Origin of the sequence: Chitinophaga sp. LS1 (assembly GCF_034274695.1) — a bacterium.
Classification (GTDB): domain Bacteria; phylum Bacteroidota; class Bacteroidia; order Chitinophagales; family Chitinophagaceae; genus Chitinophaga.
In genome coordinates, this window is record NZ_CP128362.1 from 5,034,211 (window position 1) to 5,059,985 (window position 25,775).

Genomic DNA, 25,775 nt, shown 5'->3' on the forward strand with positions numbered 1-25,775 from the left:
GAAAGAGGGAATTCACCAACGGGGAATGAAAACCATTTTCATAAAAAACCCTCATGAACCGGGTTCACAAACGACTATGAAAATGGTGGTACCTTCGACAAAAGTACTACCATGGAACAATCACATATCAGTTTTGAACAGGTTGTGAGTCGCGGCTGTGGCCTCGATGTTCACCAGGAGAATGTAGTAGCCACCATCAGAGGAAATGGGTTGGAAGAACAAACCCGCACTTTTAGCACTTTCACAAGTTCACTTAGGGACCTGGTAGCTTGGCTTGAAGAATCCGGCATTACACATGTCGCAATGGAGAGCACGGGGTTTACTGGAAGCCTGTTTTTAATATACTGGAACCTCACTTTGAACTTATTCTGGTCAATGCCCGGCATATTAAATATGTGCCGGGGCATAAGACCGATCGCAATGACAGTGCCTGGATTGCAAAATTATTGCTAAGCGGGCTACTAAAGGGAAGTTTTATTCCACCGCAATACACTCGCGAATTACGGGAATTGTACCGATACAAACGTAAAGTAATAGGACAGCGGTCCAGTGAATATAACCGGTTACAGAACATTTTAGAGACAGCCAATATCAAATTGAGCACTGTAGTCAGTGATGTATTCGGTGTAAGTGGCTGGTCAATGATCACTGCCATTATTGAAGGAGAACAGGATCCTATGATATTGGCCAATTTGGCAAAAGGTAGGCTCAAAATCAAAAAACAAGAGCTTATTCTTGCATTAGAAGGCCATCTTAATGAGCATCACCGTTTTATGCTCAGCCTGTCTAAAACTGTTATTTTACAGCTAAATGACCTACTTGGTCAGGTGGATAACCGTATAGATCAGTACTTAAAAAATGGGAGGAAGAAGTAAAATTACTTCAGACTATTCCCGGAGTACAAAAACAAACAGCTACCGCCATCTTAGCCGAAATAGGTACAGATATGCATGCGTTCCCTAATCAGCATCATTTGGCTAGTTGGTGTGGTTTATGTCCTGGTAATAATGAAAGTGCCGGAAAAAGAAAAGTGAAAGAATCAATCATGGCAACAGATCCCTTAAAACCGCACTCGTGGAAGCAGCATGGGCTGCAGCACATACGAAAGATACTTATCTGAAAAGAAAATATTATACTTTGAGTATACGAAGAGGCAAAAAACGAGCACTTATTGCAATTTCACACAAAATCCTAATTGCCGCTTATTTTATACTCAAAAATAGAGTGCCATATATGGAACCTGATAATCAGGAGTGGCTAAAAAAGAAAGCAGGCGCAGATAAATAATTATCTCAGACGCCTGCGCGAGCTTGAGGCATTACCCCCATCTCAATAAGATTACTAAGTTACAAAAATCGACCTTTTATTGGTGCTTTTTCAGCCTGTAGAAAAAACTGATTTAAGACTCTAAGTACAAACGATTGTTGCTATAAGCACGAAAAGAAAATTTTAATCCTATAGAGTCATATCAAATTATGGCCTGGACGAACTATTTTCAAAGAAAAAGAGCGTGTATTTCTTTTGATACACGCTCTTTTTAAATTTAAGAAAAGTCTTCAATCAGGTTTTTAAGCTAATAAATCCTTACAGTCAGCTAATCTAATAAATTCCTATTACGAGCATTATAATCTAATAATTTCCTACACTCAGCAACTCCTCTTCAAATATCCCTTTCAATCTTTCTCCATAATTCCGAAGCACCCCTTCTCTCTCTTCCTCCGTCATTCTCACCGGTGCATACACCACCTGCGGCTCCAACACACTAAACCCTACAAACTCCAACATCCCTCTGTTTATCGGTTTTAATATCGCATCTATATCACCATGCTCCCCTGTTTTTTCATACTTTTCGGCAGTACCGCCGGTGGTCAATGACAACAAAGCTTTCTTGCCTTTAAGCACCCCATTCTCATAACATTTTGCCTCTCCATAAAAACGACCATAAGCAAATACCTTATCCACCCAGCCTTTCAATATCCCCGGTACAGTAAACCACCACAAAGGAAACTGCCAGATCATCATATCACACCATTCTACTTTCTGCTGCTCTGTTTCAATGTCAGGAGAGAAAACGCCATCCTTCTCTTCCAGCTGCTGCTTAAAATAGGAAGGGTTATGCACTGTCGTAAAATTCCTTCTGTCCGACACCGGATCAAATGCCTGTCTGTAAAGATCACTTACCTTTACTTCATGTCCTTCTGCCTGCAAGGTCTCGATTGCAGTATGATACATCGCGCCATTCATACTCTGTAATTCCGGATGCGCTAAAACTATCAGTATTTTCATAATTTTATGTAGCTTTTTACAAAAGTAAATGGCAGTGGTGGAATGAATAATGGTGAAGCTAATTGTGTGCTTCACACAAAATTGTAAGTAATGGGAAAACGTAAGGAAAGTTCTTCGAATAGTATCAACCAGAAAAATCTAAATTCGTTTTGCGCTACGACTTATGCGATCAGTGTGCTTGGCGGTAGGTGGAAACTGGTTATTTTGTATAAGCTGGAAAAGCGTACCATGCGGTTTGGAGAGTTGAAAGAGCATATACCGGATATCTCTGATCGTATGCTGACCTTACACCTGCAGGAGATGGAAAAGGATGGCCTGATTATCAGAACAGCGTATGCAGAAGTGCCGCCACGTGTGGAATATAGTTTGACTGAAAGTGCCAGGAGTCTGGCGCCAATATGGAAACAACTGGAAGAGTGGGGGGTACAACACCAAAGTAGATGAAATGATGCTGTGATCACCATTCATGCAAAAACTGATACAACCCTTATTGAATTAAAAAAGGAGTCTCATTAAAGAAACTCCTTTTTTAATTTTATGAAAAACTTATTTCGATCGTGTCACATCGCTCCTCTTAACCTTATCACAAATCCACACTCCATCTTGCTACATGGCCCCACTCAACCTCACCACAAACCCACCACCCGGTGCCATCTTCAGCGGCAACCTCGCACCACTTCCTATCGCTCTCTTCTCCAACTTAAAATCCTTCGCATTCTTATCCGCATTCACCCCATCCTTCCATAACTGCATCTGATAAGTACCTGCCGGTAAAAAAGACAAATCCACCTCCACATCTCTCGCATCCCAATTCGTCATCCCTGCCACATACCAATCTCCATTCAGCGCCTGTCTCGCCATCACCACATATTCCCCCACCTTTGCCTGCAAAGGAATCGTCTTTGCCCATTGCACCGGCACCTTACTCAACAACTCCATTGCCTCCGGCTCATGCAGGTAATGCGTAGGTATATCACACAACATCTGCAACGGACTTTCGAATACAATGTACATGGCTAATTGATTACATCTCGTACCCAATGTCATCGGCTCTGCCGGTTGTGCACTCCATTGGTCTTTCTGTACATTGATCATACCGCCTGGCGTAAAATCCATCGGCCCTGCTACCTGCCTGATAAAGGGTAGGGTAGTGGTATGTACCGGATCAATCAGGTTCGCAAACTTGCTGATCTCATTTCCCATCACACCCTCTGACGTCAATACATTCGGATGTGTACGCAGCCATCCAACAGGTTTGTACGCCCCATGAAAATCTACGAGTAACTGCCTTTTAGCAGCGGCATTCGCCACCTTTTCATAGTACTGTACCATTGGCTGATCATCTCTTTGCATAAAGTCTACCTTAATCCCTTTCACGCCCCATGCTGCAAAGGTATCCAGTGCCATATCCATCTGCTGGTTCAGCACCATCCAGCTGCTCCACAACAATATATCTACATGACGTTTCTTTCCATATGCCACCAGTTCTTTTACATTGATATCCGGCGCCAGGCTAAAGAGGTCGCGGGTACTGCACCAGCCTTCATCCAGCAACACATATTCAATACCATATTTGCTGGCCACATCAATGTAGTATTTGTACGTATCATTGTTAATACCTGCCCTGAAATCTACATCGTATACATTGTTGTAATGCCACCAGTCCCACTGCACTTTACCGGGTTTTACCCAACTAAAATCGCCTTTGGCATCGGGTGCCAGCTGGTAGACCAGTTGGTTGGTAAGCAGGTCCCCGTCTTTGCGTGCGATCATGACTATTCTCCATGGAAACGCCTGCGGACCTTTCAGCTCTGCAATATAATCCTGCCTTGATTCGACCTGCTCATCTCTGTCGCTGGTGATTTTCACTGCTTTGGGAAAATGCGGAAACACGCCATGGATACTGTTGCCGCCACGTAGCCACATACCTGCGTAGTTGTATAAACCTGATTCTGTGATAAGGAGTTTCGTACCGTTGACTTCGAACAATGCTGGCAGACTAGCCAACTTGTTTTCGTCTATTTCACCCACCCCATAAGGAATATATTTCCGTTCATTATGAGAATAGAACCCGTCTTCCTGCGGATACCACGCTTTGCCTGTCTTATCCATATTGAATTCTGCCTGCTCGTCTGTGACCTTATAAGGGCCCTTTTCGCGGCTTATCCAATGCCAGGCAACTCCATTGTCATATGCCCGCCATTCCAGCGACAATGCGTTGTTAAAATCAATATGCAGCTCATTGTAGCGATCTTCAATGGTGGTAGTTTTTTGTTTTACGATGGGCGTGAGCTGCCCTTCGTGTGAGCTTTGTTTTGATTTGCTCACTTTCCAGTTGCCTTTGTTGAAGGAAACCACCGAGTTACCGATCAAAGGCTTGTTATCCTGCGATACGCTGTAGGTGATATTGGCGCCTACGGATACGGACAAGGTAATAGACTTGTCGGGTGATAGTAAAGTAAATTTTTGTTGTGCATGAATGGCGGAGGCACTTCCTAACAGGAAGGCGCATGCAAGCCATGGGTGGAATTTCATAAATAGACCTGAGTTTTTTTAAAGGTATAAAAACAATCCTGAAAGAGATAATTTACCCCAAGGGAGGAAAACTATTTTCAGAAAAATCGGCTGCTACTGCCGGGGATTTATCCCAAGGGAGGAACCCCATTCAAAAAAAAAACATAAAAAAGGAAGTTCACAAACAGGCATGAACACCATTTTCAGAAAAAACATTTATGAAAAAGGTTATTCACCAACGGGGAATGAAAACCATTTTCAGAAAAAAGCCGCTGCTACCCGTGGTAACAGCGGCCTATATGCAATTAGATGATCATTACTTATCCAGCAACAACGCGGCAGTCCATAACACCGGCGCCTGACCCACCAGGCTACCCGTTACTTTCTCCCTGTTGAGGTAATAATTTGGATCATTCCGCTTCTTTGTCTCTTCACAAATATCTTTCAGATCTCCCGCTTCATTGAGCCCTTTCACAACCGCCATCCACGCATTTCTGGCCATTGTACCATACGCCTCATCTTCCAGCCATTTCCTTTTCACCCCCATTACGAGTGCATAAGTAAACATTGCCCCACCGGAATTCTCCGTCCAGCTCTTTTCATCATCTATGATCTGTCCCCATTTAAAATCAGGTGTCTGATACTGTTTCAGGGCGGCCATCATTTTCTTATAGCTATCCAGGATGTGGGCGCGGTTTGGATTTTCAACAGGTAAGTAATTGAGTATTAATGCCATACTTGCTGCTGCCCAACCATTACCACGGCTCCAGTAAATGGGAACGTCTGCCGATTGGTTGAATAAACCTGTTGGTTGCTGTAAGGCATCTATGTACACGGCCAGCTCAGTCGCTGCCCTGTTGATATATTCTTTGGTACCGGTCGCACGAAAAGCCTGTGTTTGCAACAGGGTGAAGAGGAACATATCTTCTACCTGCATACGTGACTGCCAGGAGAGGCCTCTGCCGGCTAATACCTGTTGTTCCGGTTTAGGACCTTCGGGCAGTTCCCACTGCTGGTCTGCAAAAGGCTTACCTACGTCAAGGTAACGGTTCTGGTTGGTCTGAAGGTAAAGTTCCAGCGGAACAGCGCCAAATACGCTGTGTTCCAGCATGTCGGGAGTAGGCATCATATGGTGTGCCTGCGCCACGAGTGGTTCATACCTGAGTGCCAGCTTTTCGGCAAGGGCTTTATCACCCGTTACTTTGGCCAGTTGCAGGGCGCCGTACCAGGTGAGTACTTCAGGATAAGTAATGGAAGTAGGGGCCTCAGAAGACCCAAAGTTGTCAAAGTTAGATGCTACATAGTGATTAGCTACATAAGGACCAATAACGGCCGGTTCATTGCCAAGGGGCCATTCCTTGAATATTTTTTGGCCAAATGTCCCTCCCAGATTCACGAACAACGCTGACGTAGCGATCAAAACCCGGAATTGTGTTCGATAATTCATATATGATGAATGTTATAGGGTAGATTTTGATGTAAAATTGGCGTAAAGTAATATTTAAAATTTTGTAATGCAATATTTTGTCAACGAAATTTACGTTAAGGACGGAATTTAACCTTGAAGGCGGTTTTTTGCTCCAAAATTCTTAACTTGGAAATAAAGCAGTACTCTTTTCTTCACCTCCAAAAACTCCTCGTTATGGGAACAGTACGCGACATTCTGCAGGTCAAAGGCCATGCAGTCTACTCCATCGATCCCGATAGTACCGTCTTCGATGCACTCAGTGTGCTGGTTGACAAAAACGTTGGCGCACTCATTGTTTTAGACAATGAAAAACTCCTTGGTATCTTCTCTGAACGTGACTACGCCCGCAGGGTGATCTTAAAAGGCCGCGCCTCCAGGGATACCCTTATCAGGGAGATCATGACAGAACACCCTTACTCCGTCACCGAAAATGATTCGATTGAGGATTGTATGGTAAAAATGACGGAAAAGCACATCCGCCACTTACCGGTCATTGACCATCAAAACAGGCTGGTAGGCATGATCTCCATAGGGGATGTGGTCAAGCACGTTATTGATGAGCAAAAGTATATTATAAATAACCTTGAAGGTTATATAAAAGGTACCAGGTAAAAGTAAAAACGGCTGCCCGGTAAAAAAGGGACAGCCGTTTTATTTTATATGTCAAAACCTAAAAAAACTTATCCGTCTGAATGAAGTCTGAATGAAAGAAACTTTTCTGCCAGCAAGCAAAGACTGCCGTTTCGATTCATTCTTCAGCACTTAAAACCACCTCTTCAGGCAAAGAAATCCTCAACCACCTTCCCGCCTATCCAGGCAAGAAATCCTCAACCTCCTGATCGCTTCGCCTCCGCACTCGTGGCCGTCTGCCTTTCTCTCGCCCCCTTGATCTTACTATTCCCAAAACTATACGTCGCACTCAACGTCGCCGTCCGGTTCTGCCACTGATTATGGATATGAAAATCTACATTCCCATACACCGCTGCTCCCCTGAACTGATCCCCATTCGTTACATCCGTAAAGTTCAACTTCATGTTTAGTTTTTTATCAAACAGCGTCTTCTGCACGCCGCCACCGATTGCATAATACGCTTTGCCTCTCCATACTCCCCACTGAAAAGGCGTACCTCCATACGCATTCACTTCTATCTTCCAGTCCCCCGGCAATGTAAACGTAGATGTCGTTTCAAAATGTGCCCCGACAGCTGAATTCACAATATTCATCCCCGAATCCTTCAGTGCATAGTAATTATAGTTCATGTTCAGGTTATTATTGATACTCCACCACTTTGTTGGATTGACCGGCACTGTCAGGGATACATGCCACCCTTGCCTGTAATCATAGTTCTTGTCATAACTCGTCGTCACTTTGGTGGAATCGTTCTGCTCTAAAAACTCCGATATAAAATTCTCTGTCCTGTCATAACTCAAACTCAATATATACTTCTGCTTAAATGAATACGTCAGCTCCACGATATTCGTAAACTCAGGTTGCAGATAAGGATTGCCCCTGCCATACGTATACCTGTCAGAATAAAATATAAACGGATTCAGATCCTCATACTCCGGCCTGTTGATTCTCCTTGCATACGTCACCCCCAGCTTATGGTCCTTACTAAAAGTATGATCCGCCGAAAAGTTCGGGAAGAAACTCACATAACGCCGCTTCACAACAGAATTGTAAGTCACCGAATTCCCTGCTGACGATGTCCCTTCTACCCGCAAGCCCAGTTGCGCATCTGTACCGTTCTTAAATGATTTCTTAATCAACCCATATGCCGCCAGCACATTCTCCGTATAAATAAAATGATTGCTTTGCGAGAGCGCCGGTATATACTTGCCCCCATATAATGAGTCGTACAGCAGTACGTTGTCTGTCGTGACAAAACTGCCCTTCACACCCGTTTCCAATCTGGTCGTTTTGTTGAAAGGCAGTACTAAATCCCCCTTAATACTTTTGATCGTAATATTGGTCGTCGTGAAGTTCCTGATCGCATGGGGATTCTTATTGAGCGGATCTTCAGGATAGTACATGCTATCATTCAAATACACCCTGCGGTGGTAACCGAATTTCGCATAATCCGCATCTATACTCACTTCTGTACCGAGTGTATCCAACTGACCTTTATAATTTACATTGATGGTATTGGTGTTAAAGTTGTGGTCATTGTTCGTTACCGAATAAAGGGCAGAATCCAATGAGGAATGACCCAATTGATAAATATTCGTTGTATTGAAAATATTACTGCGAAAGAAATTGTTATTTCCATTCAGCAATACTCCCACCGTATGTTTAGGGGTAATGAAATAATCAAACCCTAATTTATACCCGTTACTGATAAAGTTCCTTTTCCCGAACTGGGGGGCCGAAAAGTACTGTGCTTCCTCCTTATTATCTCCATTCACCACCCGTGTGGCCAGGCGCTGGTTATAAAAATGCCTGTCTCCATGATTGTAATTTCCAAAGGCATTGAACTTTTCAGTTCGCCAGTTTAGGTTTAAGCCGGTATTCCAGAATCCATACCGGCCAAAACCTCCACTACCGTTTACGGAGCCGTTGATACCTGTTGCGACTCCTTTTTTTGTTTTAATATTAATAATCCCACTGTTGCCGGCAGCATCATATTTGGCGGAAGGAGAAGTCATGATCTCAATTTGTGAGACCGTTTCTGCCGGCAAACTTTTCAGCAGGTTGGCGAGTTGTTCGCCGCTCAGGTAGGTGAGTTTTCCGTCGAGCATGACGGTGACCCCACCATTTCCTTTTAAGAGTATATTATCATCTTTATCAATCTGTACACCCGGTGCACGGCGCAGTACATCCAATACAGTACTGCCTGCGGCGGCCACGCTGCTTTCTACATTCAATACAGTCGCTCCTTCTTTTCTCTCAATAAAAGGTTTCTGAGCTGTGACGGTCACGCCCTGTAAATTTTTGGAAGAGCTGGACAATGTCATATTTGCAAACTGTATAGCTGTATGTTGGGGATCAATGGAGAAAGCCGGTGTATAAGCTGTTTGGTAACCTACCAGGGAGGACTGTACAAAGTAGTGACCTGTATTGATTTTCTCAAAACTGGCGCTGCCATCTGCTGCACTCAGCTCCCCCTTTACGAGGGTGGAATCTTTCGATTGCCGCAATACGACACTGGCAAATGGCAGGGGTTGCCCTTTCCCGTCAATCACTTTGACGGTGATTTTCCCATTCACATTCTGGGCAAAGCATTCCCTGTTGCCTACGTAGGTAAGCAGAATAAGCAAAATGAGTTTTTTCATAAACAATCAGATCTCTAGTTGATGGCTGTGGTCGTGACCTATGGGTTTAGTCCATTCGTATCCAAAGTTTAGCAGGAACACCGGTAAGATCTTTTGGTCATAACAGTGATCCCTTAGTTGTTGGTCATGTAGGGAACGGCCTTCCAGCGCGATGATGGTAAGCATACCCAGGGTTATAATGGTGAATATGAATACCTTTTTCATATAGGTTGTTTTATAGAAAGACGACGGGGGTGAAAAAAGGTTGCAGGAAGGTCCTTCTTTTTTTTAAAATATCCGGGAGTAAAATGGGCAAAACATCAATTTTCACACAGAATGCCATTTTGTAAGGAATTATTAAAAATTTTAATAAATTTGTATTATTAAAATGTTCAATATATCCTTGAAAACCTATACCCTTATGAATAGATGTCTGATTATTAGCCTGTTAGTGTTCGTAATGGCTTCTTGCAAGAAAGATACGCCGTTTGTAATTGAGGATAACCATTCTTTTGCCAAGGAAAGCCTCGATGTAATTCAAAAGTATTCAACCGGTTCTTTTAAGGTGGCACAAACAATTTATGGTCCCGGGTCAATGCCTTCTTTGCAGGATACTACATTGTATACCAACTTTTACATTCGTATTACGGCTGATTCTCTGATCTGGTCAAAGAATGACACGGTATCTAATTATGCGATGCAATGGATATATGATGTTGAGAAACAGACACAAATTTATTATAGGATGAATTTGAGTGGTGTGGCAGGAGGTGAGTCAGATGATTTTGACTTGCGTCCGTTGGAAACAAAGAATGGTTATCTGGTTTTGTATAACTCCTGGTATAGTGGTACCTGGTATTATCTGGAAAGATTGGATTAATAATATTATCAATAACGAAGGAGCCGTCTCATAAATGATATGAGGCGGCTTTTTATATTAGGCAGATTCCTGTGCCCATAGGCCAGTTTAGCCTTTTCTAATTTTTTATAAAATCGTTCGCTAAACTTCAAATCCTGCATTAATTCTCCGCTCTTACCCGCCTTTTCCATCAAACTCCAGGAGAGGTGATTCGTTTCCCGAATATTGGCTGACGCCCATTTATAAGCTACTTTTGCAACAGAATCATCAGGATTATTGATCAGCAGGATCAGATCGAAATACGCTTCCAGAAAAAAGTTTCCAAAATTAGCAGTTTTCCATTCAGGTATCTTTTCCAGGTACACCGGCAACTGTTGCAGCTTTGACCATGCATTGTCACGGTCATTCAATGCTAAATATAACTTTGCTAATTCATGTAATATAGAAGCCTTTTCCCAGTCAGTTTTCTTAAAATGAAATAATCGCTCATTGGCCCAGATTTGCCCGGCTACATCTCCAGTTTGTTCTTTATAATATTCCAGTTGCTGTAGGTTCTTTTCCGTCCAGTCAGTGATACCGGCCTCCCATTGATCTATTAATGGGACCATGCGTTCCTTCTCATTCATTTCAATGGCCAGCAGGATCTCGTCTTTTATCTCTCTTGTCTCTAATTGATCCGGAAAATATTCACTCCTCCACCTTCTCCATTCCTGCAAATCTTCTTTAGTATACTTGCATTCAGATTCAGTACCAAACCATTCATAAAAGTCATTGGAAAATGCAGGCTGCACTTTTTTTACATATTCATAAGTTTCCCGTATACCGGCTGAAATAATATACTCGCTGTCATACCCACAATACGTATCAAAGTCGGCAAACTTGGCCTGGTAAAATAGTTCCGCATACGCCGGCTGCCGGTAAGTAGAAAGCAAATACGAACACAAATTCAATGACTCGCCAACACCTCCTCCGAAATTTTTCCGGGCTTCAATCTCTGCCTTAAATAACTCCAACAATATAGGTTCGTCTGTTGCCAACCGGTTACTATACTGCATCGCTAATAAGATCTGGTATCGCCTGAAAGAATTCACATCACACGATTTTCCGGCAGCATCATCATCCTTCCCCTCCAGATACAAAAACTCCCCCAAGCCGATCTCATTCGACCTAAGGGAGTTTAATATCTCAATATATTTTCTGATCATTTCAATAATGCCTGTATCGTTACCGGAGACCTTTGCTCCAGCAATACTGTTCTGTTACCAATCAACTCATTCATCACCCCATCCTTATTATACCTCACCGTCAGCAACTCCAACCCCTCATTATAATCAATCTTATACCCCTCATGCAGTGCCTTTATCAACGTTTCTATCTTCTCCGGACTATTATCTATACAACAACTAAAACTAATCGCCGCATTCTGCATCAGGTTAATCTTGATCTTCAATTTATGAAAAAGCTCATAAATATCACTGATCCTATCCTCTGTCACAAACCCAAAATCCTTGGACGTGATTGTCAGCAACACCTGGTTTTTCTTCACCACAATAATAGGAGGGAGCTGTTTCACATCAATATCTTCCCTGATCACCGTGCCCACCAGGTCCTTATTCAAAAAGCTTTTCACATACAAAGGGATCTGCTTATTCTGTAAAGGCTTGATCGTCTTTGGGTGAATCACCTGCGCACCATAATATGCCATTTCAATCACCTCACTAAAGCTAATTTCAGGAATATTGATCGTATTCGGGAATAACTTTGGATCTGCATTTTTCAGTCCTTCCACATCCTTCCAGATCGTTTCACTCTCCGCATTCAGCAGGTTCGCAAACACGGCTGCGGAGTAATCACTCCCCTCACGACCTAATGTCACGCTTTCATTTTCATCCGTACTGCCAATGAAACCCTGTGTTACCACAATATTGGTTTTTTTGAACAGGGGCAGTACCTTTTGCTCTACCTGACGCGCCGTTACTTCCCAGTCGATATTCGCCTCGCGGAAAGTATCGTCTGTTCTGAACACATCGCGCACATCCATCCAGATATTAGGTACTCCTGCCAGGTTGAAGTAAGCGCTTACGATGGCAGTACTGAGCAGTTCACCCAGACTTACCAGCTGGTCGTAATAATAGTCATAAGGGCGGCCAGGTTTCTCGCCCAGCGTCCATTCGGCCTCTGTAAAGAACGTTTGCAGCTGATCAAAAACAGGGTGAGTCCTGTTGCCCAGCAGCTTTTCTGCCACTTCTGTGTGCGACTTTTCGATATTGAAAAGCAACTGTGCCGCAATTTCGCGCTTACGGAGATAAAAGTTTTCGGCTACCTTTTCCAGTTCGTTCGTCGTCTTGCCCATGGCAGAAATAACGATCAGGATCTGTTGATCAGGAAATGACTGAACAATCGCAGCTACTTGTTGGATTCGTTCAATACTTTCTAAACTTGCACCGCCAAATTTGAAAACCTTCATATGTGAGTTTATCTTCCGTTAAAAAAATTCGGGGCAAAGTAAATCAACTTTGAATATGTTTTAAAATTTGTTTCGATGAAAATGACAGTTCCATTAAAATAGGGCGAAATCTGTTACATTAGTGTAACCTTATGCAATGAATATTCACTAATCCATTATAGAATGAGTATCAACAGAAAAGTAATGACACTGGACGAGTTTACAATCCAGGAATTGAGGAATTACCCCGGCGCAACAGGACAGTTATCAGGTTTATTGCGCGATATCGGGTTGGCAGCAAAGCGCGTAAATGTGGAGGTGAATAAGGCTGGAATAGCCGATATCCTGGGCGAGGCCGGCAAGGTTAACATCCAGGGTGAAGATGTGAAAAAGCTGGATGTGTTTGCTAACGACCAGTTTATCAACGCCTTGGGAGGCAGTATTTACTGTGCCGGCGTGGCATCTGAAGAAAATGAAGACTTCATTGCCTTTACCGACGAGTTTTCTAAAGCTTCCAAGTACGTGGTATTGATAGACCCCCTGGATGGTTCCGGCAATATCGACGTAAATGTATCCATCGGTACTATTTTTTCTGTATATCGCCGTCTGACCCCCGTGGGTAGCGTGTGCGAGCTGGAAGACTTCTTACAGCCCGGCTACGAGCAGATCGCGGCAGGTTATATTATCTACGGTTCCTCCACCATGCTGGTTTATGCTACCCGCAGAAGCGTACAGGGCTTTACCCTCGATCCAAGCATCGGCGAGTTCTGCCTGTCACACCCGAACCTGAAATGTCCAACCGAAAGTGACATTTTTTCCGTTAATATCGGTTACTACCACCTTTACGAAACCGGCGTTCGCAAGGCTATCGACTACTGGCTGGCCAAAGACGAGCATGGCAAGATCTACCGCCACCGCTTTGTAGGTTGTATGGTGGCAGAGGTACACAGAACCCTGATCCAGGGCGGTATCTTTATGTATCCGGCCTTTGGAAAATATGCAGGGGGGCGTTTACGTTTATGTTATGAGTGCAACCCGATGTCATTCATTATGGAAAAGGCAGGAGGGGTAGCGATGGCTACTGGCAGACAGCGGTTGCTGGAGCTGAAGCCATCCAAACTGCACCAGCGGGTACCAGTGTTCCTGGGCTCTAAGAACATGATGGAGGTTTGGCAAAGAATAGTGAATAGTTAAAAAAATACTAACATGTAAGTTTTTGGTATAACTATTGCTAAACCAGCATCAGTTATTTTAGTCTAATTACGAATTTCTTTTATTTATTCGAAAACATATGACACGCAAACTTACATTACTGACGCTATTCGGTATCCTGTCGTTGAACCTGTTGGCCTGTACACGTAGTATAACACCGGGAGATTCTACCCGGGTGGATGAGAACAATAAGGATATGCAGCAGGAGATCCTTTACTACACCAACAAATTCAGGGCTTCTCAGGGTAAACCACCGTTATTGCTGGATGCCACGTGTAGCGGGCAGGCGTACAAGCATAGTAAAGCTATGGCAACAGGTGCGACCGCCTTTGGCCACGACGGTTTTGAGCAGCGTGTGGACAACCTGACCACTGTGTTTGGCCGTATACCTGGTGCAGCTGAAAATGTAGCTTATGGTAACCTGGATGCGCAGCAGGTAGTGGATGGCTGGATCAAGAGTCCCGGGCATAGAAAAAATATGCTGGGTGATTTTGACCGGATCGGGATTGGATCCGCACATTCAAGTAGAGATCCAAGGATTATATTCTTTACGCAAGTGTTTATAGTACATAAGGAGGCGCCGGCGCCAAAGAAATAGAGCCGGGTGCAGGCCCTTAGAAATAAAGGCGGCCGCAGGCTATTCACAAAAAAACGCTCTTGCCATAGGCAAGAGCGTTTTTTTTGGTGGTTTGTAGAAAATGAAGGCAGCGAAAGGGAATGCAGATTTTCTCTTTCACAGCAATTTTTTTATCCTAATTTAGTCCTATGGAAAAGAGGAAGATCATAGAAGTAAAGGACCTTGTCAAGAAATACGGTGATTTTACAGCAGTAAATGGTATCAGTTTCGACGTATACGAAAATGAAATATTCGGTCTGCTGGGTACCAACGGTGCCGGAAAATCTACCACCCTCGAGATCATCGAAACCCTCCGCGAAAAGACTTCCGGAAAGGTATTCGTAGATGGAATTGACCTTGACAAAGACCCTGAGAGGATTAAAAAACTCATCGGTGTGCAGCTGCAAAGCTCCGGTTATTACCCCGGTTTAAACCTGGTAGAACTCATCGACCTGTTCTGCGGTCTCTATAACCAGCAAGCCGACGCCAAAGAACTACTCAAACTCTTCAATCTCGAAGATAAAGCGAAAAATAAGTTTAAAGAGCTCTCCGGTGGCCAGAAACAACGTTTCTCCATCGCGACTACGCTCATCAATAAACCCAAGATCATCTTCCTTGACGAACCGACTACCGGTCTCGATCCGCAGGCACGTCGTAATCTGTGGGACCTGATCCTGCAGGTACGCGAACAGGGTACTACCGTGGTGATCACCACGCACTACATGGACGAAGCAGAGATACTCTGTGATCGTTGTGCGATTGTAGACCATGGCCGTATTATTGCACTGGAATCGCCTGATGCGCTGATTGATAAATTAGTTGCGGGCGGATTTGAAAAGAAAAAAGAAGTGAAGAAAGCAAACCTCGAAGATGTGTTTATTCATCTGACAGGAGAGGCGCTGAGAGAGGCGTAATTTAACAAAGGAAATCTTTAATAAGGGGGCTTTAAACAAGGGAAGTCTTTTAATAAAGTAAGCCCTTTAAACAAGGGAAGTCTTTTAATGAAGAAAGTCTTTTAACAAGGGAAGTCTTTTGATAATGAAGTTGTTTAGTCTTTTAATTTTTTACAAAAGAGGACTAAGATTGCGATCCATTGTAATGCTCTCCAGTTAGCCGCTTTTGTTTCAAATCTAATTATTAATGCTTTGAAGCTATCCATCCAGGCATTTGCTTGTTCGATCTTGTAGCGTCTTTTATATAATTGATCATCAAAGTATTGATATGACTCACTGGTTTGCTTGCTATTACGGGAATTGGTAGCGATATTAGCTTCCAATTCCTTTTCCATACAGTATTCTCTGAATTCTCCTCCATCAAATCCTGCATCTGCATTTAAGAACAATCCTTTCGTATTTATTGTAGCCTCTTCGAGGGTGGTTAGCATTTCTTCAAAAGTTGAAACAATATTATAAAGATCATTGTGATTGCCGGATTGTGGCTCGCTTACACTAAGTATCTGGCCTTGATTGTCACTCAAAAACAAACTATTACTCGTTTTGCATGATTTTCGACCCTGATAGCCTACTGCATAGCCTCCTCGCTTCGATGGTGTATGACTTCCATCTAATTGAATCGAAGACAAATCAAGGATTTGGCGATTTTCCTTTAAAAGATTTATCCAGATAAGTTTCCACGATCCATCGCTGCTCCATTTATTAAAGTAGTAATACACGCCTTGCCACGTAATTTCACCATTGGGGAAATATTCTTTAATACTTAATTCTCGCCACTGACAGCCCGTTTTTAACCGTTTTAATATCAAGCTTACTACTTTCACCAAATCCACTTTTGACTTATATCCTCGCTTTCCTATACTTAAATGCGGCAATATCCATTTTCTTATTATACCTTCGCTTATGATTCCCAGGGTAGTATCTTTTGGTTCGCAAAACAAAGATCAACTATTCCTGGGTTTCGTGTTTGTATAAAGACAATTCAATAAAGACTAAACAACTTCAATGAAAGCCTTTTAAACAAGGGAAGCCTTTTAATAAAGTAAGCCCTTTAACAAGGGAAGCCCTTTAATAATGAAAGTCTTTTAATAATCTAAGTATCGCCAACCTTCATCGTCGAAACATCATCATGGAAGATCTCAAATACCCAATCGGCCGGTTCCAGGCCCCATCGCACATCTCTGACCTCCAGTTAAAGAGCTATATCAATGATATCCGCTTTCTGCCATCACTGGTAGAAATAGCTGTGCAGACGCTCGATGCACCCCAACTCTCCACGCCTTACCGCCCCGGTGGCTGGACAGTGGTACAGGTCGTGCATCACCTGGCAGATAGTCATATGAATGCCTACACCCGCTTCAAACTGGCCTTGACAGAAGACAACCCTGTCATCAAGCCATACGACGAAGCCGCCTGGGCCGAACTCCCGGATGTTACAAAAACACCCATCAATATCTCCCTCACCCTGCTCCATTCCCTGCATACCCGCTGGGTTTCCCTGATGGATAACATGACCCCTGAACAATGGGAACGCGTGTTTACCCACCCGGAACATGGTGAAACTTTCTTCCTGAAAAAAGTAGCAGGTACCTATTCCTGGCATGGAAAACACCACCTGGCTCACATCGAAAGGCTGAAAGAACGGAATAACTGGCAATAAACTATAAACTGAATATATGTCTGCATTAGATTGGAAACTGCTTGAATCAAAGTATCTTTTTAAAAGTAACTGGTTAACAGCCCGCGAAGATAAATGCGAGACACCACAAGGCAAGATTGTAACTCCGTACTATGTACTGGAATACAATGACTGGGTGAATTGCGTAGCCCTGGATGATCAGGGGCGGGTGATTATGGTGAAACAATATCGTCATGGTATCCGACAGACTTTGCTGGAAATACCCGGTGGTACCATGGATAACGACGATCCTTCTCCTGAATATGCCATGCGTCGTGAACTGCTGGAAGAAACAGGCTACGGGTTTGATCAGTTGATCAGCTTAGGCAAGATCGCGCCGAACCCTGCGAGTAGTAATAATCTCACGCATATGTTCCTGGCAACAGGAGGGAAGAAGGTACAGGAACAGGATCTGGATGAGAATGAGGAAATTGAAATCGTGCTGCTTGAAATGGAGGAACTGGAAGCGATGCTGAAAGATAATCAATTGCTGCAAAGTCTGCATGTGACCTGCATATTCTATGCATTGTTAAAGTTGAAAGAACTGGCTTTTGTATAATAGAAAGCGCATTGAAATGAAAAGAGCGTGTATCTTCAAAAACAGATACACGCTCTTTTCATTTGAAAATGCTTTTCATTCCCCGTTGGTGAATTCTCTCTTTCATGAATGCTTCCAGAACTCATTTCATAATTATCATTTAAGTATTGATTATCAATTACAAATGCCTATTTGTGAAATGAGTTCTAATTACATTGCTTCGCCGACTATAAAGAAACTACCACATACCAATATCACATCTTCCTCATGCGCATGCTGCTTTGCCGCTGAAAAAGCCTGTTGTACATTCGCATACACCTTGCCTCTCAAACCCGCTGCTGCACCCATCTCTGCCAGCTCATGTTCATCCAGTGCCCTGGGTATCTGTGCCCTTGTAAAATAATAGGTTGCTGCCGGTGGAAACAGTTTTAATACCTTACTCACTTCCTTGTCTTTCACAAAACCTGTCACTATATGCAGGTGTCTGTATGTCATATGTTCCAGCTGACCCATGACCTCACCAATGCCTGCCTCATTATGTCCTACATCAAATACGGTGAGCGGGTTGTGTGCCACCACATCCCATCTGCCTCTCAGGCCGGTTAATTTTTTCACATGGCTCAGGGCGGTTTTTACGCCTTCATCCGGTAGTTCCCAACCTGCCTGTTGCAATACTTTCACGGCACTCAGTACTCCCATGATATTTTTCACCTGGTATTGGCCGCTCAGATCTGGTTTGATATCCCATACCTGTTCACTCTGATGTGGTCTTAATTGCAGATGCAAATGTCCGTTGTGCAAGTCATTATCCTGCACCAGCCAATACTGGTCTGCAAAGGTAATGGGGGCTTCCATGGCTTTTGCCTTATCAATAAATACCTGCTCTACTTCAGTTTGTGTCTGCGCGATTACCACCGGTATATTCGGTTTGATAATGCCTGCTTTTTCACTGGCTATTTCAGGCAGGGTATTGCCCAGCAGGTTCATGTGATCATAGCTGATATTGGTGATCACTGACAATTCGGGCGTGATAATATTTGTGCTATCTAACCGGCCACCAAGGCCTACTTCAATAATGGCGATATCGACCTGTTCCAGTGCAAAATACTGAAATGCCATGGCCACTGTCAGCTCGAAAAAGGAAGGATCAAGTTGTTCAATAGATGGTTGTGTTTGTTGTACAAACTCTACGACAAACTCCTGGTCAATCATCTCACCATTGATACGGATCCGCTCCCTGAAATCCTTCAGGTGCGGAGAGGTATACAATCCGGTCTTGTATCCCGCCTGCTGAAAAATAGCTGCCAGCATATGGCTGGTAGAGCCTTTGCCGTTAGTACCGGCTACGTGAACTGTTTTGAACAGGCGTTGGGGATTGCCCAGTTGTTCGCATAAAGCGATGGTATTATGCAGGTCTTTTCTGAAAGCGCTAGCCCCCACACGGGTGAACATGGGCAGGCGCTCATAAAGGTAGTCCAGAGTTTGTTGGTAGTTCATGCCCAAAATTAAATGAAATTCACATTTCCGAAAAAGTAAAAAAGAGGGCGTATCACAAATAAATGAAACTTCTTAGAACCGCATAAATGGAAACAAGGCTCCATCAGGTGTCAGAATTAAAAAGAGCGTGTACCATTTAAGATACACGCTCTTTTAATTCGGAAATAGATTTCATGCCCGTTGGAGAGTCCCCGTTTTCATGAATTTTTTATTTTGGAAAAATTAACCTTTACTTAGAACTGTGTAGCAGGACAACCCAGCAGTGTCTTACCAAAGTTCATTGGTATCAACCGGATGGCTACGAAACCATCCAGCCTGTTCTTATTCTTCTGGAACAGGTTAGACAACACGGTATTAGAACCAATCGTGAGCGGACCCAGACGGAACCCAGCACCCATATCAAACTGGCTGTGGTTATTGACATCGATTGGAATATACACCCCAAAATTACGGGCATCATATCTTGGCGTCAATGTAAAGTGAGATACCATGTATGTCTTGCTCGCATCGTAGCGACCGCTGTTCAGCGACATTACTGCATTACCATTGATAAAGAAGCGGGCATCGATATTGTAATCGAACGCTACGTTCAATGCAGTTGGCAGGTTCATACGGAACTTTTCGTCGCTGGCAATTGGTGTAAAGTAGTTCTGCAGGCGGCGGTAGTAAGCCTGCCAGCCTTCACCTCTTCTCATTTTGATCTCATTCGGGTTGATATTCGAAGCCACCAGATTGAGGTCTGTATTGGAAGCTACTTTTTTATAAGAGATACCACCGATATCAGTGATACTCACACCCAGTCTCATTTTATAATCATCGCCTTCAGGGTTCCAGTCATTATCACCATAGCCCTGCAATCCATCCATTTCGGCTCTCCACTCATATACCACGCCGAGGTCCATACCTACGCCCCAGTTGCCGGTAAACGGTCTGTAGTTGCTGGTATTGGGCTTTTTCCAGTTGTTGATACCATCATTGTAACCCATTTTCAGGGTACCACTGGTAATATTAGCATCGGTCGTGGAGTTCATATAGAAACTCGCATCTTCTACCTGCACATAACCAGCAGCGATACCATTCAGTACTTTCAGGGTCACACCACCTTTCAGGAGGTGCATGCCATCGTCTTTAATGATCTGAGCGTAGGTAAAGTCATATTCGTTCCACATATGAAAACTCGCATTTGCCAGTTGCATATCAAAACGTTGGCTATTATAACTTGCATTCGGGAAGTTGTTTGCAAAGAAGTTTGCCACGTCGGTACTCATATTACCACCGTTTGCCTGTGCACGCACACGCCATACGAAAGCAATGGATCTCGACTCGTCGATAGAGTAGAGTACGGATGGCATCATGATATCCATATTACCCCATCCAAATTGTTTTCCTGTAGACATGGTATCCAGGAAGTAGTCCCTGTTACGTTTCAGCCTTTCCAGGGAATCTGGTGGATGGAAGATCAGTGACTTTGGAAAGCGTGCATAAGTGTTTCCTAAAGCGGCGCTTACGCCAGCCACATTTACGTCCCATTTGTAGTGCGTACCGGCAGCCATTCCAGGGTTGGATGGTACGCCATAAATCCCGGCATAATGACTATTTGCATACCCGCCCATGTTCATATTCATCTGGGCCTTTGCCTTGTACGGCTCGATTAAAGATATGGCAATGACAGTTGCAAGGCTTAAGACTCGAATTACTCTAAACAGCATATATCTAATTAGTTGGCAGATGGGTTTTTCTCCCTTATAACGCAAAACATACCTATATATTGGCAAGCGCTACAAAAGAATTTCCCATGCAAATATATCTAAATATATTATTGTTATTAAATTATGTTATTATAAATGACGATGAAATGAGCTATTAATAGGCATGCACAAAAAAATCCCTTCCCGGGTATGGGAAGGGATTCATTTTCTATATATAATCTCTTGTTACTGTACTTTAAAGTAGAAGCGGATCACTGCATATTGTACTTCAGGTGCATCGGAATTGGTATTGTATTTCAATTCTTTGGCTGCTCTTTTCGCAATTTCAATCAATCTTGGGTTGTTCAGGGTGGATCCTTTCAGTGAGTGAGATGCATCGATCACATTGCCATTTCTATCAACTTTAATATTGACAGCTACATAACCAGATTCGTCTCCATCGTAAGTGAGGGATGGTTTGCTGATCAGGCTACGACCATTCAGCCGGAAATCAGACTTACCGCCACCTAAACCACCGCCGGTATAACCGCTGGCATTCGGGTCACCATTGATCTGGCCACGATCACCGGGTTTGCCGGTATTACCTTCGCCGGTAGAGTTGTTAGAACCGTTGGCGTTGTTACCACTGTTCTTGCCGGTGAAAGTACCACCACCAAATACGGCTTTCGCTTTTTGTGGTTTTTCTACTGCAACCGGGTTATTTTCAGAAGTTTTCTTGGTCGTTTTAGTAGGCTTGGTATCCAGGTTTTTGGCTACTTCCTTTGGTTTTTCAACCGGTTTTTCCGGTTTGTTCACCTCAGGAGCGTCTTCATTGTCCTGAGTAGCAATATCTTCCTGGGTAGAATTGTCCTGAGTTGGTACCGGCTCGTTCTGAGGGGTAGAAGCATTGGCAGCGTCGGCGCTGGGTGGGTTGGGGTTGAGTGGTTGCTCATCGCCCATACCATCGTCGGAGGTACCGAGGTTCACTTCCATACCCAGGTCCTGGTTAGGGAGTGGGGGTGGTGCGTTGAAACCGCCCAGGATCAATGCTAATAAAACTAATGCATGCACAGCAATAGTGACACCTACTGCTTTTATATTTTTATCGGTATTATTATCGTTCTGTTTTTGCTGCATAGGTCAAAAATAAGATATTTTCTAATACGTATGGGAGGCATTACTTTAAAAACTTCCCCGGTGTAATCCCAAACTTCTTCTTAAATGCCGTATTGAAATGTGCCGGATGCTTATAGCCGATCAGCTCACTGATCTCCGTCACATTTTTCTCCCCACTCAATAACAAGGCTTTCGCCTCTTCCATTCTAATATCAGAAACCATTCCAAATACCGTAGTACCGAATACTTCCTTAAATCCTTTCTTCAGGGTAAACTCATTTGTACCTATCTGCCGGGCCAGATCTATCAGTGAACAGGGGTTGTATAACTGCTTTAAGATGATCTCCTTTGCATGATGCATCTTGTCGATATCTGCTTTTTTTAATGAGCAAAAGTCCTTGCAGTCATGCGTAGAGAACTGCTCCAATTGCATTAATAATAACTCAATCACCTTCGCTTCGAGGTACATTCGTTTAAACAACCCTATCTTCGGACAATCCAGTATCCCCTTAATAATATGCATCATGGCAGGGGGAATAGGCAAATTATGTTTTCCTAACAAAGCCGGCGATTGGTTATGTACCATTTTCATAAACTGCTCAAACGCCTCCTCATCTTCTATGTATTTTTTAAACAGAGACGGCATAAGGTTGATCTCCAGTATCCGCACATTTTCTTTTGCAAATTGAATCTGTCCTTTTATACCCGGTACATAAATGAGGTTATGGCGGTTGTCGCTGAATGTGTAGGTCTGCCCGCCTGATATATCCGTGAACGTGGTGCCGCAGAGATCAAAATGCATCTCGACGGTTTCATAATTACTCTCGAAGAATAACTTTGTATGTTGTTTGAAACGCATATCGCCATAGGCAATATGCATCCCCTCAAAGAAGATCTCTTCGAACACCCCTTCTCCAAATGACTGTGAAATTTTTGTGGTGCGCGATGAAATGGTTGTATTAATATCAAAATAATTTTCGGGGAAATTACTTTCTAAAACCATTTCTGAAAGATCGCCGGCGTTGATGCTGAATTGCATATTTATGAAACTCCGTTAAGTGTAATTTTTATTCCTTCTGGCGTATAAGGCTCTACAGCTGACAAAGCTACTTTTGTTTCCCACAAGTATTCATTCAATTTAGTTAATTAATGTCATAAAATGGTCAGAATTGTATCGTTAGGGCTTTGCCTGTTGCTATTTTCTAATACCTATGCACAAGAGAAAGACACGATGAACCGTGTTGAATTAAAACCAGTCATTATAACGGCAGAAAAGCGTGAAGGCTCTCTGCAAAAAACACCTATATCTGTATCAGCGCTGACGGGGGCGCAGTTAGAAAGATCTAAGACAGTTGAGATGGGAGACCTGCTGCTACAGGTGCCGAATCTGATGGCAATGAATGTAGGGGCACCTACCCTGAGTACGATTTCGATCAGGGGGATTATGACATTCTCTGTAGATCCTGCTGTAGGCGTGTATATCGATGGTATTCCAATGTTTGATGGGTATTCCAGTTCTATCCGGTTGAACGACATCGAACGGATCGAAGTACTACGTGGGCCGCAAAGTACGCTTTATGGTCGTAATGCGCTCGGTGGTATCATCAATATCTTTACCCGTCAGCCGGGCGATACCCTTCGTGGTTTTGCAGAAGCAGGTTTTGGTAAGTATGCCAGTCAGCACTACGGACTAAGTATATCTGGTCCTATTGTAAAACACAAACTGCTTGCAGGGTTCTCTGGTATGTATGATACCCGCAATGGTTATTTTACCAACCTTTATACAAACTCCAAATACGACCGTCCGGAGATATTCGGTGGCAATGCTTATCTGAAGTACCTGGTCAGTGATCGCCTCACATTTACTTTCAATCTGAAAGGGGAGCAGGATAATGTAAGCGGTGCCTTTCCATACGTGTTAGGTGCAGAGAATGCATTGGCCAATCCGTATAAAATAAACCAGAATGGCACTAATCAGGAGACAAGGAAATTGTATACCGGCTCCCTGCTGGCAGAGTATAAAACGCGTGGCGCTACCTTCTCTTCTATTACTGGTTATACTTACCTGCGTGATACTTATAGAAACTACGATGCGGATTATTCTGTCTATGATATGATCACCTATTCAGCCCCGATGAATGACCAAATGACCTGGACGGAGGAACTGAAAGTTGTGACTGCGGCTGACAGAAAACTGCAATTCACCGGTGGACTCTTTGGTTTTATTGACCGTAAACATTCACAGACGGTGTATACTTATGGGGATGACTATGCACTATATGATCCTAATGCACCTTATACGACCAACATTTACGGCGATAAACATATTTATGGTGCTGCTGCATATGCTCACCTCACTTATGCGATTTCTCCAAAGTGGAAGGTATCAGGTGGTTTGCGTTATGATATAGAAAAGAGAGATTTGGTGACCAGTACCGATTATGTAAAAGATGGTAGTGCACCTGTGGTGATCAGTCCTGAGCAAAAACTGAAGGGGGATAATAATGCGTTTTCTCCGAAACTGAGTTTGTCTTATATGCCTGCGAATGATGTGCTGGTGTATGCAACATATTCGAAAGGGTATCGTACAGGTGGTTTTAACCAGTATACAACGGATGTAACGAAGTTAAATTACAAACCAGAGTATACTGACAATTTTGAACTGGGTTTTAAATCAGAATGGTTCCATCACAGGTTGCGTGCGAATGTGGCGGTGTTCTATACTAACTGGCGCGATCAGCAGCAGACGCTGAATCTGCCGGAAACAGCAATTCAGAATGTAGGCAAGATGGAGAATAAAGGTGCTGAGATTGAGTTGACAGGTATTCCTGTGAAAGGGCTGGAAGTGAGTTACAATCTTGGGGTGGTGAGTAGTGAGTTCAAAGCGCTGATACTGCCTGATGAGAATCGTGAGAACAAAGATTATAAGGGGAATAAACAGGTGTTCACGCCTGCATTTACATCCTCACTGGCATTTACTTATACCTATGATTTCGGGCATCGGTGGAGCCTGTTTGTACGTCCTGAGTGGAAGTGGTTAGGTAAACAATATATGACGTATTATAATGACCTGGTGCAAGATCCGTTTAGTCTGGTCAATGCCACGGTGGGCGTGAAGTATGCACAGTTTGAATTGAGTGGATGGGGGAAGAACCTGGGGAATGTAAAATACATTTCTTATGCGTATGCAACGCAGACGAAGGAGAATACGCCGTTGTTGCCGGGGACTCCGCTTACTTACGGTGTGTCACTGAAAACAAGGTTCTAACATGAAGATCGTGTACTACATCCTCAGAGGCTTGCTGGCCCTGCAATTTATTTATGCGGGTATTGAAAAATTATGGTTGCCTTTTCATGCAGACGGCATTCATGGCAGTGCGGATTTTCTGGCGTTTTATTTACTACTGCATCGTACAGGTTATCTCTACTTTGTCGGTTTCTTTCAATTACTATGCGGGTTGTTGTTGGTATTTAAAAAGACATACCTGTTGGCTGCCGTCATGCTGATTCCCTTATTGCTTTGTCTGCTGGCCACGCATGTATTTATATCCGGCAATACCGGTTATATGTGCTACGATACCGTATTACTTGGATTTGATCTATTGTTATTATTTAGCTGCTACAGGCGGCTGCTAAACATCTTTATATAAATT

25 protein-coding genes and 1 pseudogene are annotated in these 25,775 nt (G+C 43.4%); 14 read left to right on the plus strand and 12 right to left on the minus strand.

What is annotated here, in order from left to right:
• Nucleotides 1–111 precede the first annotated feature (111 nt).
• From QQL36_RS20755 to QQL36_RS20765, 4 genes and pseudogenes are all read left to right on the plus strand, one after another.
• The gene (locus tag QQL36_RS20755) at nt 112–453 is read left to right on the plus strand and encodes a hypothetical protein (RefSeq protein WP_321566369.1); all 342 of its coding nucleotides are present in this window, start codon (nt 112–114) and stop codon (nt 451–453) included.
• On the plus strand, nt 369–875 hold the full coding sequence (locus QQL36_RS20760; RefSeq protein WP_321570555.1) for an IS110 family transposase: 507 nt from the start codon (nt 369–371) through the stop codon (nt 873–875). The genes QQL36_RS20755 and QQL36_RS20760 overlap by 85 nt, the downstream gene beginning before the upstream one ends.
• A 59-nt stretch (nt 876–934) precedes the next feature.
• A pseudogene (locus tag QQL36_RS35725) lies at nt 935–1,074 on the plus strand (transposase); the annotation flags it as partial.
• Nucleotides 1,075–1,287 carry a hypothetical protein gene (locus QQL36_RS20765; protein ID WP_321566646.1) on the plus strand — a complete coding sequence of 71 codons (213 nt, stop codon included), beginning with the start codon at nt 1,075–1,077 and terminating at the stop codon, nt 1,285–1,287.
• Nucleotides 1,288–1,629: 342 nt separating this feature from the next.
• Here the strand turns inward: QQL36_RS20765 and QQL36_RS20770 are convergent, their stop codons facing one another.
• Nucleotides 1,630–2,286, minus strand: coding sequence for an NAD(P)H-dependent oxidoreductase (locus QQL36_RS20770; RefSeq protein WP_083728731.1), 657 nt, complete (start codon nt 2,284–2,286; stop codon nt 1,630–1,632).
• A 90-nt stretch (nt 2,287–2,376) separates the two neighbouring features.
• Here QQL36_RS20770 and QQL36_RS20775 point away from each other — a divergent pair, with 90 nt between their 5' ends.
• Nucleotides 2,377–2,730, plus strand: a complete 354-nt coding sequence (locus QQL36_RS20775) for a winged helix-turn-helix transcriptional regulator (protein ID WP_083728729.1) — start codon at nt 2,377–2,379, stop codon at nt 2,728–2,730.
• A 162-nt stretch (nt 2,731–2,892) separates the two neighbouring features.
• Here QQL36_RS20775 and QQL36_RS20780 read toward each other — a convergent pair whose 3' ends face one another.
• The gene (locus tag QQL36_RS20780) at nt 2,893–4,821 is read right to left on the minus strand and encodes a glycoside hydrolase family 97 protein (RefSeq protein WP_321566647.1); all 1,929 of its coding nucleotides are present in this window, start codon (nt 4,819–4,821) and stop codon (nt 2,893–2,895) included.
• A gap of 295 nt (nt 4,822–5,116) precedes the next feature.
• Complete coding sequence (locus QQL36_RS20785) at nt 5,117–6,247, minus strand: glycoside hydrolase family 105 protein (RefSeq protein ID WP_083728725.1); 1,131 nt, start codon at nt 6,245–6,247, stop codon at nt 5,117–5,119.
• A gap of 195 nt (nt 6,248–6,442) precedes the next feature.
• On the opposite strand from QQL36_RS20785, the gene QQL36_RS20790 reads away from it, so the two are divergent.
• Nucleotides 6,443–6,880: a CBS domain-containing protein gene (locus tag QQL36_RS20790; protein WP_321566648.1), complete on the plus strand. Its 438-nt coding sequence runs from the start codon at nt 6,443–6,445 to the stop codon at nt 6,878–6,880.
• Between the two features lie 215 nt (nt 6,881–7,095).
• Here QQL36_RS20790 and QQL36_RS20795 read toward each other — a convergent pair whose 3' ends face one another.
• Both QQL36_RS20795 and QQL36_RS20800 read right to left on the minus strand, forming a co-directional pair.
• Nucleotides 7,096–9,540 carry an outer membrane beta-barrel protein gene (locus QQL36_RS20795; RefSeq protein ID WP_321566649.1) on the minus strand — a complete coding sequence of 815 codons (2,445 nt, stop codon included), beginning with the start codon at nt 9,538–9,540 and terminating at the stop codon, nt 7,096–7,098.
• 6 nt (nt 9,541–9,546) lie between these two features.
• Nucleotides 9,547–9,744: a hypothetical protein gene (locus tag QQL36_RS20800; protein ID WP_083728719.1), complete on the minus strand. Its 198-nt coding sequence runs from the start codon at nt 9,742–9,744 to the stop codon at nt 9,547–9,549.
• A 196-nt stretch (nt 9,745–9,940) separates the two neighbouring features.
• On the opposite strand from QQL36_RS20800, the gene QQL36_RS20805 reads away from it, so the two are divergent.
• Entirely contained in the window at nt 9,941–10,399 is a 459-nt protein-coding gene (locus QQL36_RS20805; RefSeq protein WP_143709055.1) for a hypothetical protein, read from the plus strand.
• 8 nt (nt 10,400–10,407) lie between these two features.
• Here QQL36_RS20805 and QQL36_RS20810 read toward each other — a convergent pair whose 3' ends face one another.
• Nucleotides 10,408–11,583 carry a hypothetical protein gene (locus QQL36_RS20810; RefSeq protein ID WP_321566650.1) on the minus strand — a complete coding sequence of 392 codons (1,176 nt, stop codon included), beginning with the start codon at nt 11,581–11,583 and terminating at the stop codon, nt 10,408–10,410.
• On the minus strand, nt 11,580–12,845 hold the full coding sequence (locus QQL36_RS20815; RefSeq protein ID WP_083728714.1) for an aspartate kinase: 1,266 nt from the start codon (nt 12,843–12,845) through the stop codon (nt 11,580–11,582). The genes QQL36_RS20810 and QQL36_RS20815 overlap by 4 nt, the downstream gene beginning before the upstream one ends.
• A gap of 162 nt (nt 12,846–13,007) precedes the next feature.
• On the opposite strand from QQL36_RS20815, the gene fbp reads away from it, so the two are divergent.
• The 3 genes from fbp to QQL36_RS20830 all read left to right on the plus strand — a co-directional run bounded on the left by fbp (nt 13,008) and on the right by QQL36_RS20830 (nt 15,566).
• A complete protein-coding gene (gene fbp / locus QQL36_RS20820) occupies nt 13,008–14,018 on the plus strand; it encodes a class 1 fructose-bisphosphatase (protein ID WP_179091284.1) in 1,011 nt (336 codons plus the stop codon).
• Between the two features lie 97 nt (nt 14,019–14,115).
• Nucleotides 14,116–14,634 (plus strand): CAP domain-containing protein, encoded by a 519-nt coding sequence (locus QQL36_RS20825; RefSeq protein ID WP_083728712.1) that lies wholly within the window; start codon nt 14,116–14,118, stop codon nt 14,632–14,634.
• 167 nt (nt 14,635–14,801) lie between these two features.
• Complete coding sequence (locus QQL36_RS20830; RefSeq protein WP_321566651.1) at nt 14,802–15,566, plus strand: ABC transporter ATP-binding protein; 765 nt, start codon at nt 14,802–14,804, stop codon at nt 15,564–15,566.
• A 134-nt stretch (nt 15,567–15,700) separates the two neighbouring features.
• Here the strand turns inward: QQL36_RS20830 and QQL36_RS20835 are convergent, their stop codons facing one another.
• Complete coding sequence (locus QQL36_RS20835; RefSeq protein ID WP_220388919.1) at nt 15,701–16,546, minus strand: transposase; 846 nt, start codon at nt 16,544–16,546, stop codon at nt 15,701–15,703.
• A 188-nt stretch (nt 16,547–16,734) separates the two neighbouring features.
• Here QQL36_RS20835 and QQL36_RS20840 point away from each other — a divergent pair, with 188 nt between their 5' ends.
• A complete protein-coding gene (locus tag QQL36_RS20840; RefSeq protein WP_220388838.1) occupies nt 16,735–17,265 on the plus strand; it encodes a YfiT family bacillithiol transferase in 531 nt (176 codons plus the stop codon).
• 16 nt (nt 17,266–17,281) lie between these two features.
• Nucleotides 17,282–17,842, plus strand: a complete 561-nt coding sequence (locus tag QQL36_RS20845) for an NUDIX hydrolase (protein WP_321566652.1) — start codon at nt 17,282–17,284, stop codon at nt 17,840–17,842.
• Nucleotides 17,843–18,031: 189 nt separating this feature from the next.
• Here QQL36_RS20845 and QQL36_RS20850 read toward each other — a convergent pair whose 3' ends face one another.
• The 4 genes from QQL36_RS20850 to QQL36_RS20865 form a co-directional block, all read right to left on the minus strand.
• Nucleotides 18,032–19,318 (minus strand): bifunctional folylpolyglutamate synthase/dihydrofolate synthase, encoded by a 1,287-nt coding sequence (locus QQL36_RS20850; RefSeq protein WP_083728705.1) that lies wholly within the window; start codon nt 19,316–19,318, stop codon nt 18,032–18,034.
• Nucleotides 19,319–19,551: 233 nt separating this feature from the next.
• Complete coding sequence (locus QQL36_RS20855) at nt 19,552–21,027, minus strand: DUF5723 family protein (RefSeq protein WP_321566653.1); 1,476 nt, start codon at nt 21,025–21,027, stop codon at nt 19,552–19,554.
• A gap of 225 nt (nt 21,028–21,252) precedes the next feature.
• A complete protein-coding gene (locus QQL36_RS20860) occupies nt 21,253–22,143 on the minus strand; it encodes an energy transducer TonB (RefSeq protein WP_083727825.1) in 891 nt (296 codons plus the stop codon).
• A 40-nt stretch (nt 22,144–22,183) separates the two neighbouring features.
• The gene (locus tag QQL36_RS20865) at nt 22,184–23,161 is read right to left on the minus strand and encodes an AraC family transcriptional regulator (RefSeq protein ID WP_321566654.1); all 978 of its coding nucleotides are present in this window, start codon (nt 23,159–23,161) and stop codon (nt 22,184–22,186) included.
• A gap of 120 nt (nt 23,162–23,281) precedes the next feature.
• On the opposite strand from QQL36_RS20865, the gene QQL36_RS20870 reads away from it, so the two are divergent.
• Both QQL36_RS20870 and QQL36_RS20875 read left to right on the plus strand, forming a co-directional pair.
• On the plus strand, nt 23,282–25,390 hold the full coding sequence (locus QQL36_RS20870; protein WP_321566655.1) for a TonB-dependent receptor: 2,109 nt from the start codon (nt 23,282–23,284) through the stop codon (nt 25,388–25,390).
• Between the two features lies 1 nt (nt 25,391).
• Nucleotides 25,392–25,772, plus strand: a complete 381-nt coding sequence (locus QQL36_RS20875; protein WP_321566656.1) for a DoxX family membrane protein — start codon at nt 25,392–25,394, stop codon at nt 25,770–25,772.
• The last annotated feature ends 3 nt before the right edge of the window (nt 25,773–25,775 follow it).

Bases quoted from the DNA above. Each gene is read 5' to 3' on its own strand.
- QQL36_RS20840 (WP_220388838.1), top strand. From the start codon at position 16,735: ATGGAAGATCTCAAATACCCAATCGGCCGGTTCCAGGCCCCATCGCAC.
- QQL36_RS20850 (WP_083728705.1), bottom strand. From the start codon at position 19,318: ATGAACTACCAACAAACTCTGGACTACCTTTATGAGCGCCTGCCCATG.
- QQL36_RS20770 (WP_083728731.1), bottom strand. From the start codon at position 2,286: ATGAAAATACTGATAGTTTTAGCGCATCCGGAATTACAGAGTATGAAT.
- QQL36_RS20800 (WP_083728719.1), bottom strand. From the start codon at position 9,744: ATGAAAAAGGTATTCATATTCACCATTATAACCCTGGGTATGCTTACC.
- QQL36_RS20785 (WP_083728725.1), bottom strand. From the start codon at position 6,247: ATGAATTATCGAACACAATTCCGGGTTTTGATCGCTACGTCAGCGTTG.
- QQL36_RS20755 (WP_321566369.1), top strand. From the start codon at position 112: ATGGAACAATCACATATCAGTTTTGAACAGGTTGTGAGTCGCGGCTGT.
- fbp (WP_179091284.1), top strand. From the start codon at position 13,008: ATGAGTATCAACAGAAAAGTAATGACACTGGACGAGTTTACAATCCAG.
- QQL36_RS20845 (WP_321566652.1), top strand. From the start codon at position 17,282: ATGTCTGCATTAGATTGGAAACTGCTTGAATCAAAGTATCTTTTTAAA.
- QQL36_RS20810 (WP_321566650.1), bottom strand. From the start codon at position 11,583: ATGATCAGAAAATATATTGAGATATTAAACTCCCTTAGGTCGAATGAG.
- QQL36_RS20860 (WP_083727825.1), bottom strand. From the start codon at position 22,143: ATGCAGCAAAAACAGAACGATAATAATACCGATAAAAATATAAAAGCA.
- QQL36_RS20830 (WP_321566651.1), top strand. From the start codon at position 14,802: ATGGAAAAGAGGAAGATCATAGAAGTAAAGGACCTTGTCAAGAAATAC.
- QQL36_RS20825 (WP_083728712.1), top strand. From the start codon at position 14,116: ATGACACGCAAACTTACATTACTGACGCTATTCGGTATCCTGTCGTTG.
- QQL36_RS20805 (WP_143709055.1), top strand. From the start codon at position 9,941: ATGAATAGATGTCTGATTATTAGCCTGTTAGTGTTCGTAATGGCTTCT.
- QQL36_RS20865 (WP_321566654.1), bottom strand. From the start codon at position 23,161: ATGCAATTCAGCATCAACGCCGGCGATCTTTCAGAAATGGTTTTAGAA.
- QQL36_RS20775 (WP_083728729.1), top strand. From the start codon at position 2,377: ATGGGAAAACGTAAGGAAAGTTCTTCGAATAGTATCAACCAGAAAAAT.
- QQL36_RS20815 (WP_083728714.1), bottom strand. From the start codon at position 12,845: ATGAAGGTTTTCAAATTTGGCGGTGCAAGTTTAGAAAGTATTGAACGA.
- QQL36_RS20780 (WP_321566647.1), bottom strand. From the start codon at position 4,821: ATGAAATTCCACCCATGGCTTGCATGCGCCTTCCTGTTAGGAAGTGCC.
- QQL36_RS20870 (WP_321566655.1), top strand. From the start codon at position 23,282: ATGGTCAGAATTGTATCGTTAGGGCTTTGCCTGTTGCTATTTTCTAAT.
- QQL36_RS20795 (WP_321566649.1), bottom strand. From the start codon at position 9,540: ATGAAAAAACTCATTTTGCTTATTCTGCTTACCTACGTAGGCAACAGG.
- QQL36_RS20875 (WP_321566656.1), top strand. From the start codon at position 25,392: ATGAAGATCGTGTACTACATCCTCAGAGGCTTGCTGGCCCTGCAATTT.
- QQL36_RS20790 (WP_321566648.1), top strand. From the start codon at position 6,443: ATGGGAACAGTACGCGACATTCTGCAGGTCAAAGGCCATGCAGTCTAC.
- QQL36_RS20855 (WP_321566653.1), bottom strand. From the start codon at position 21,027: ATGCTGTTTAGAGTAATTCGAGTCTTAAGCCTTGCAACTGTCATTGCC.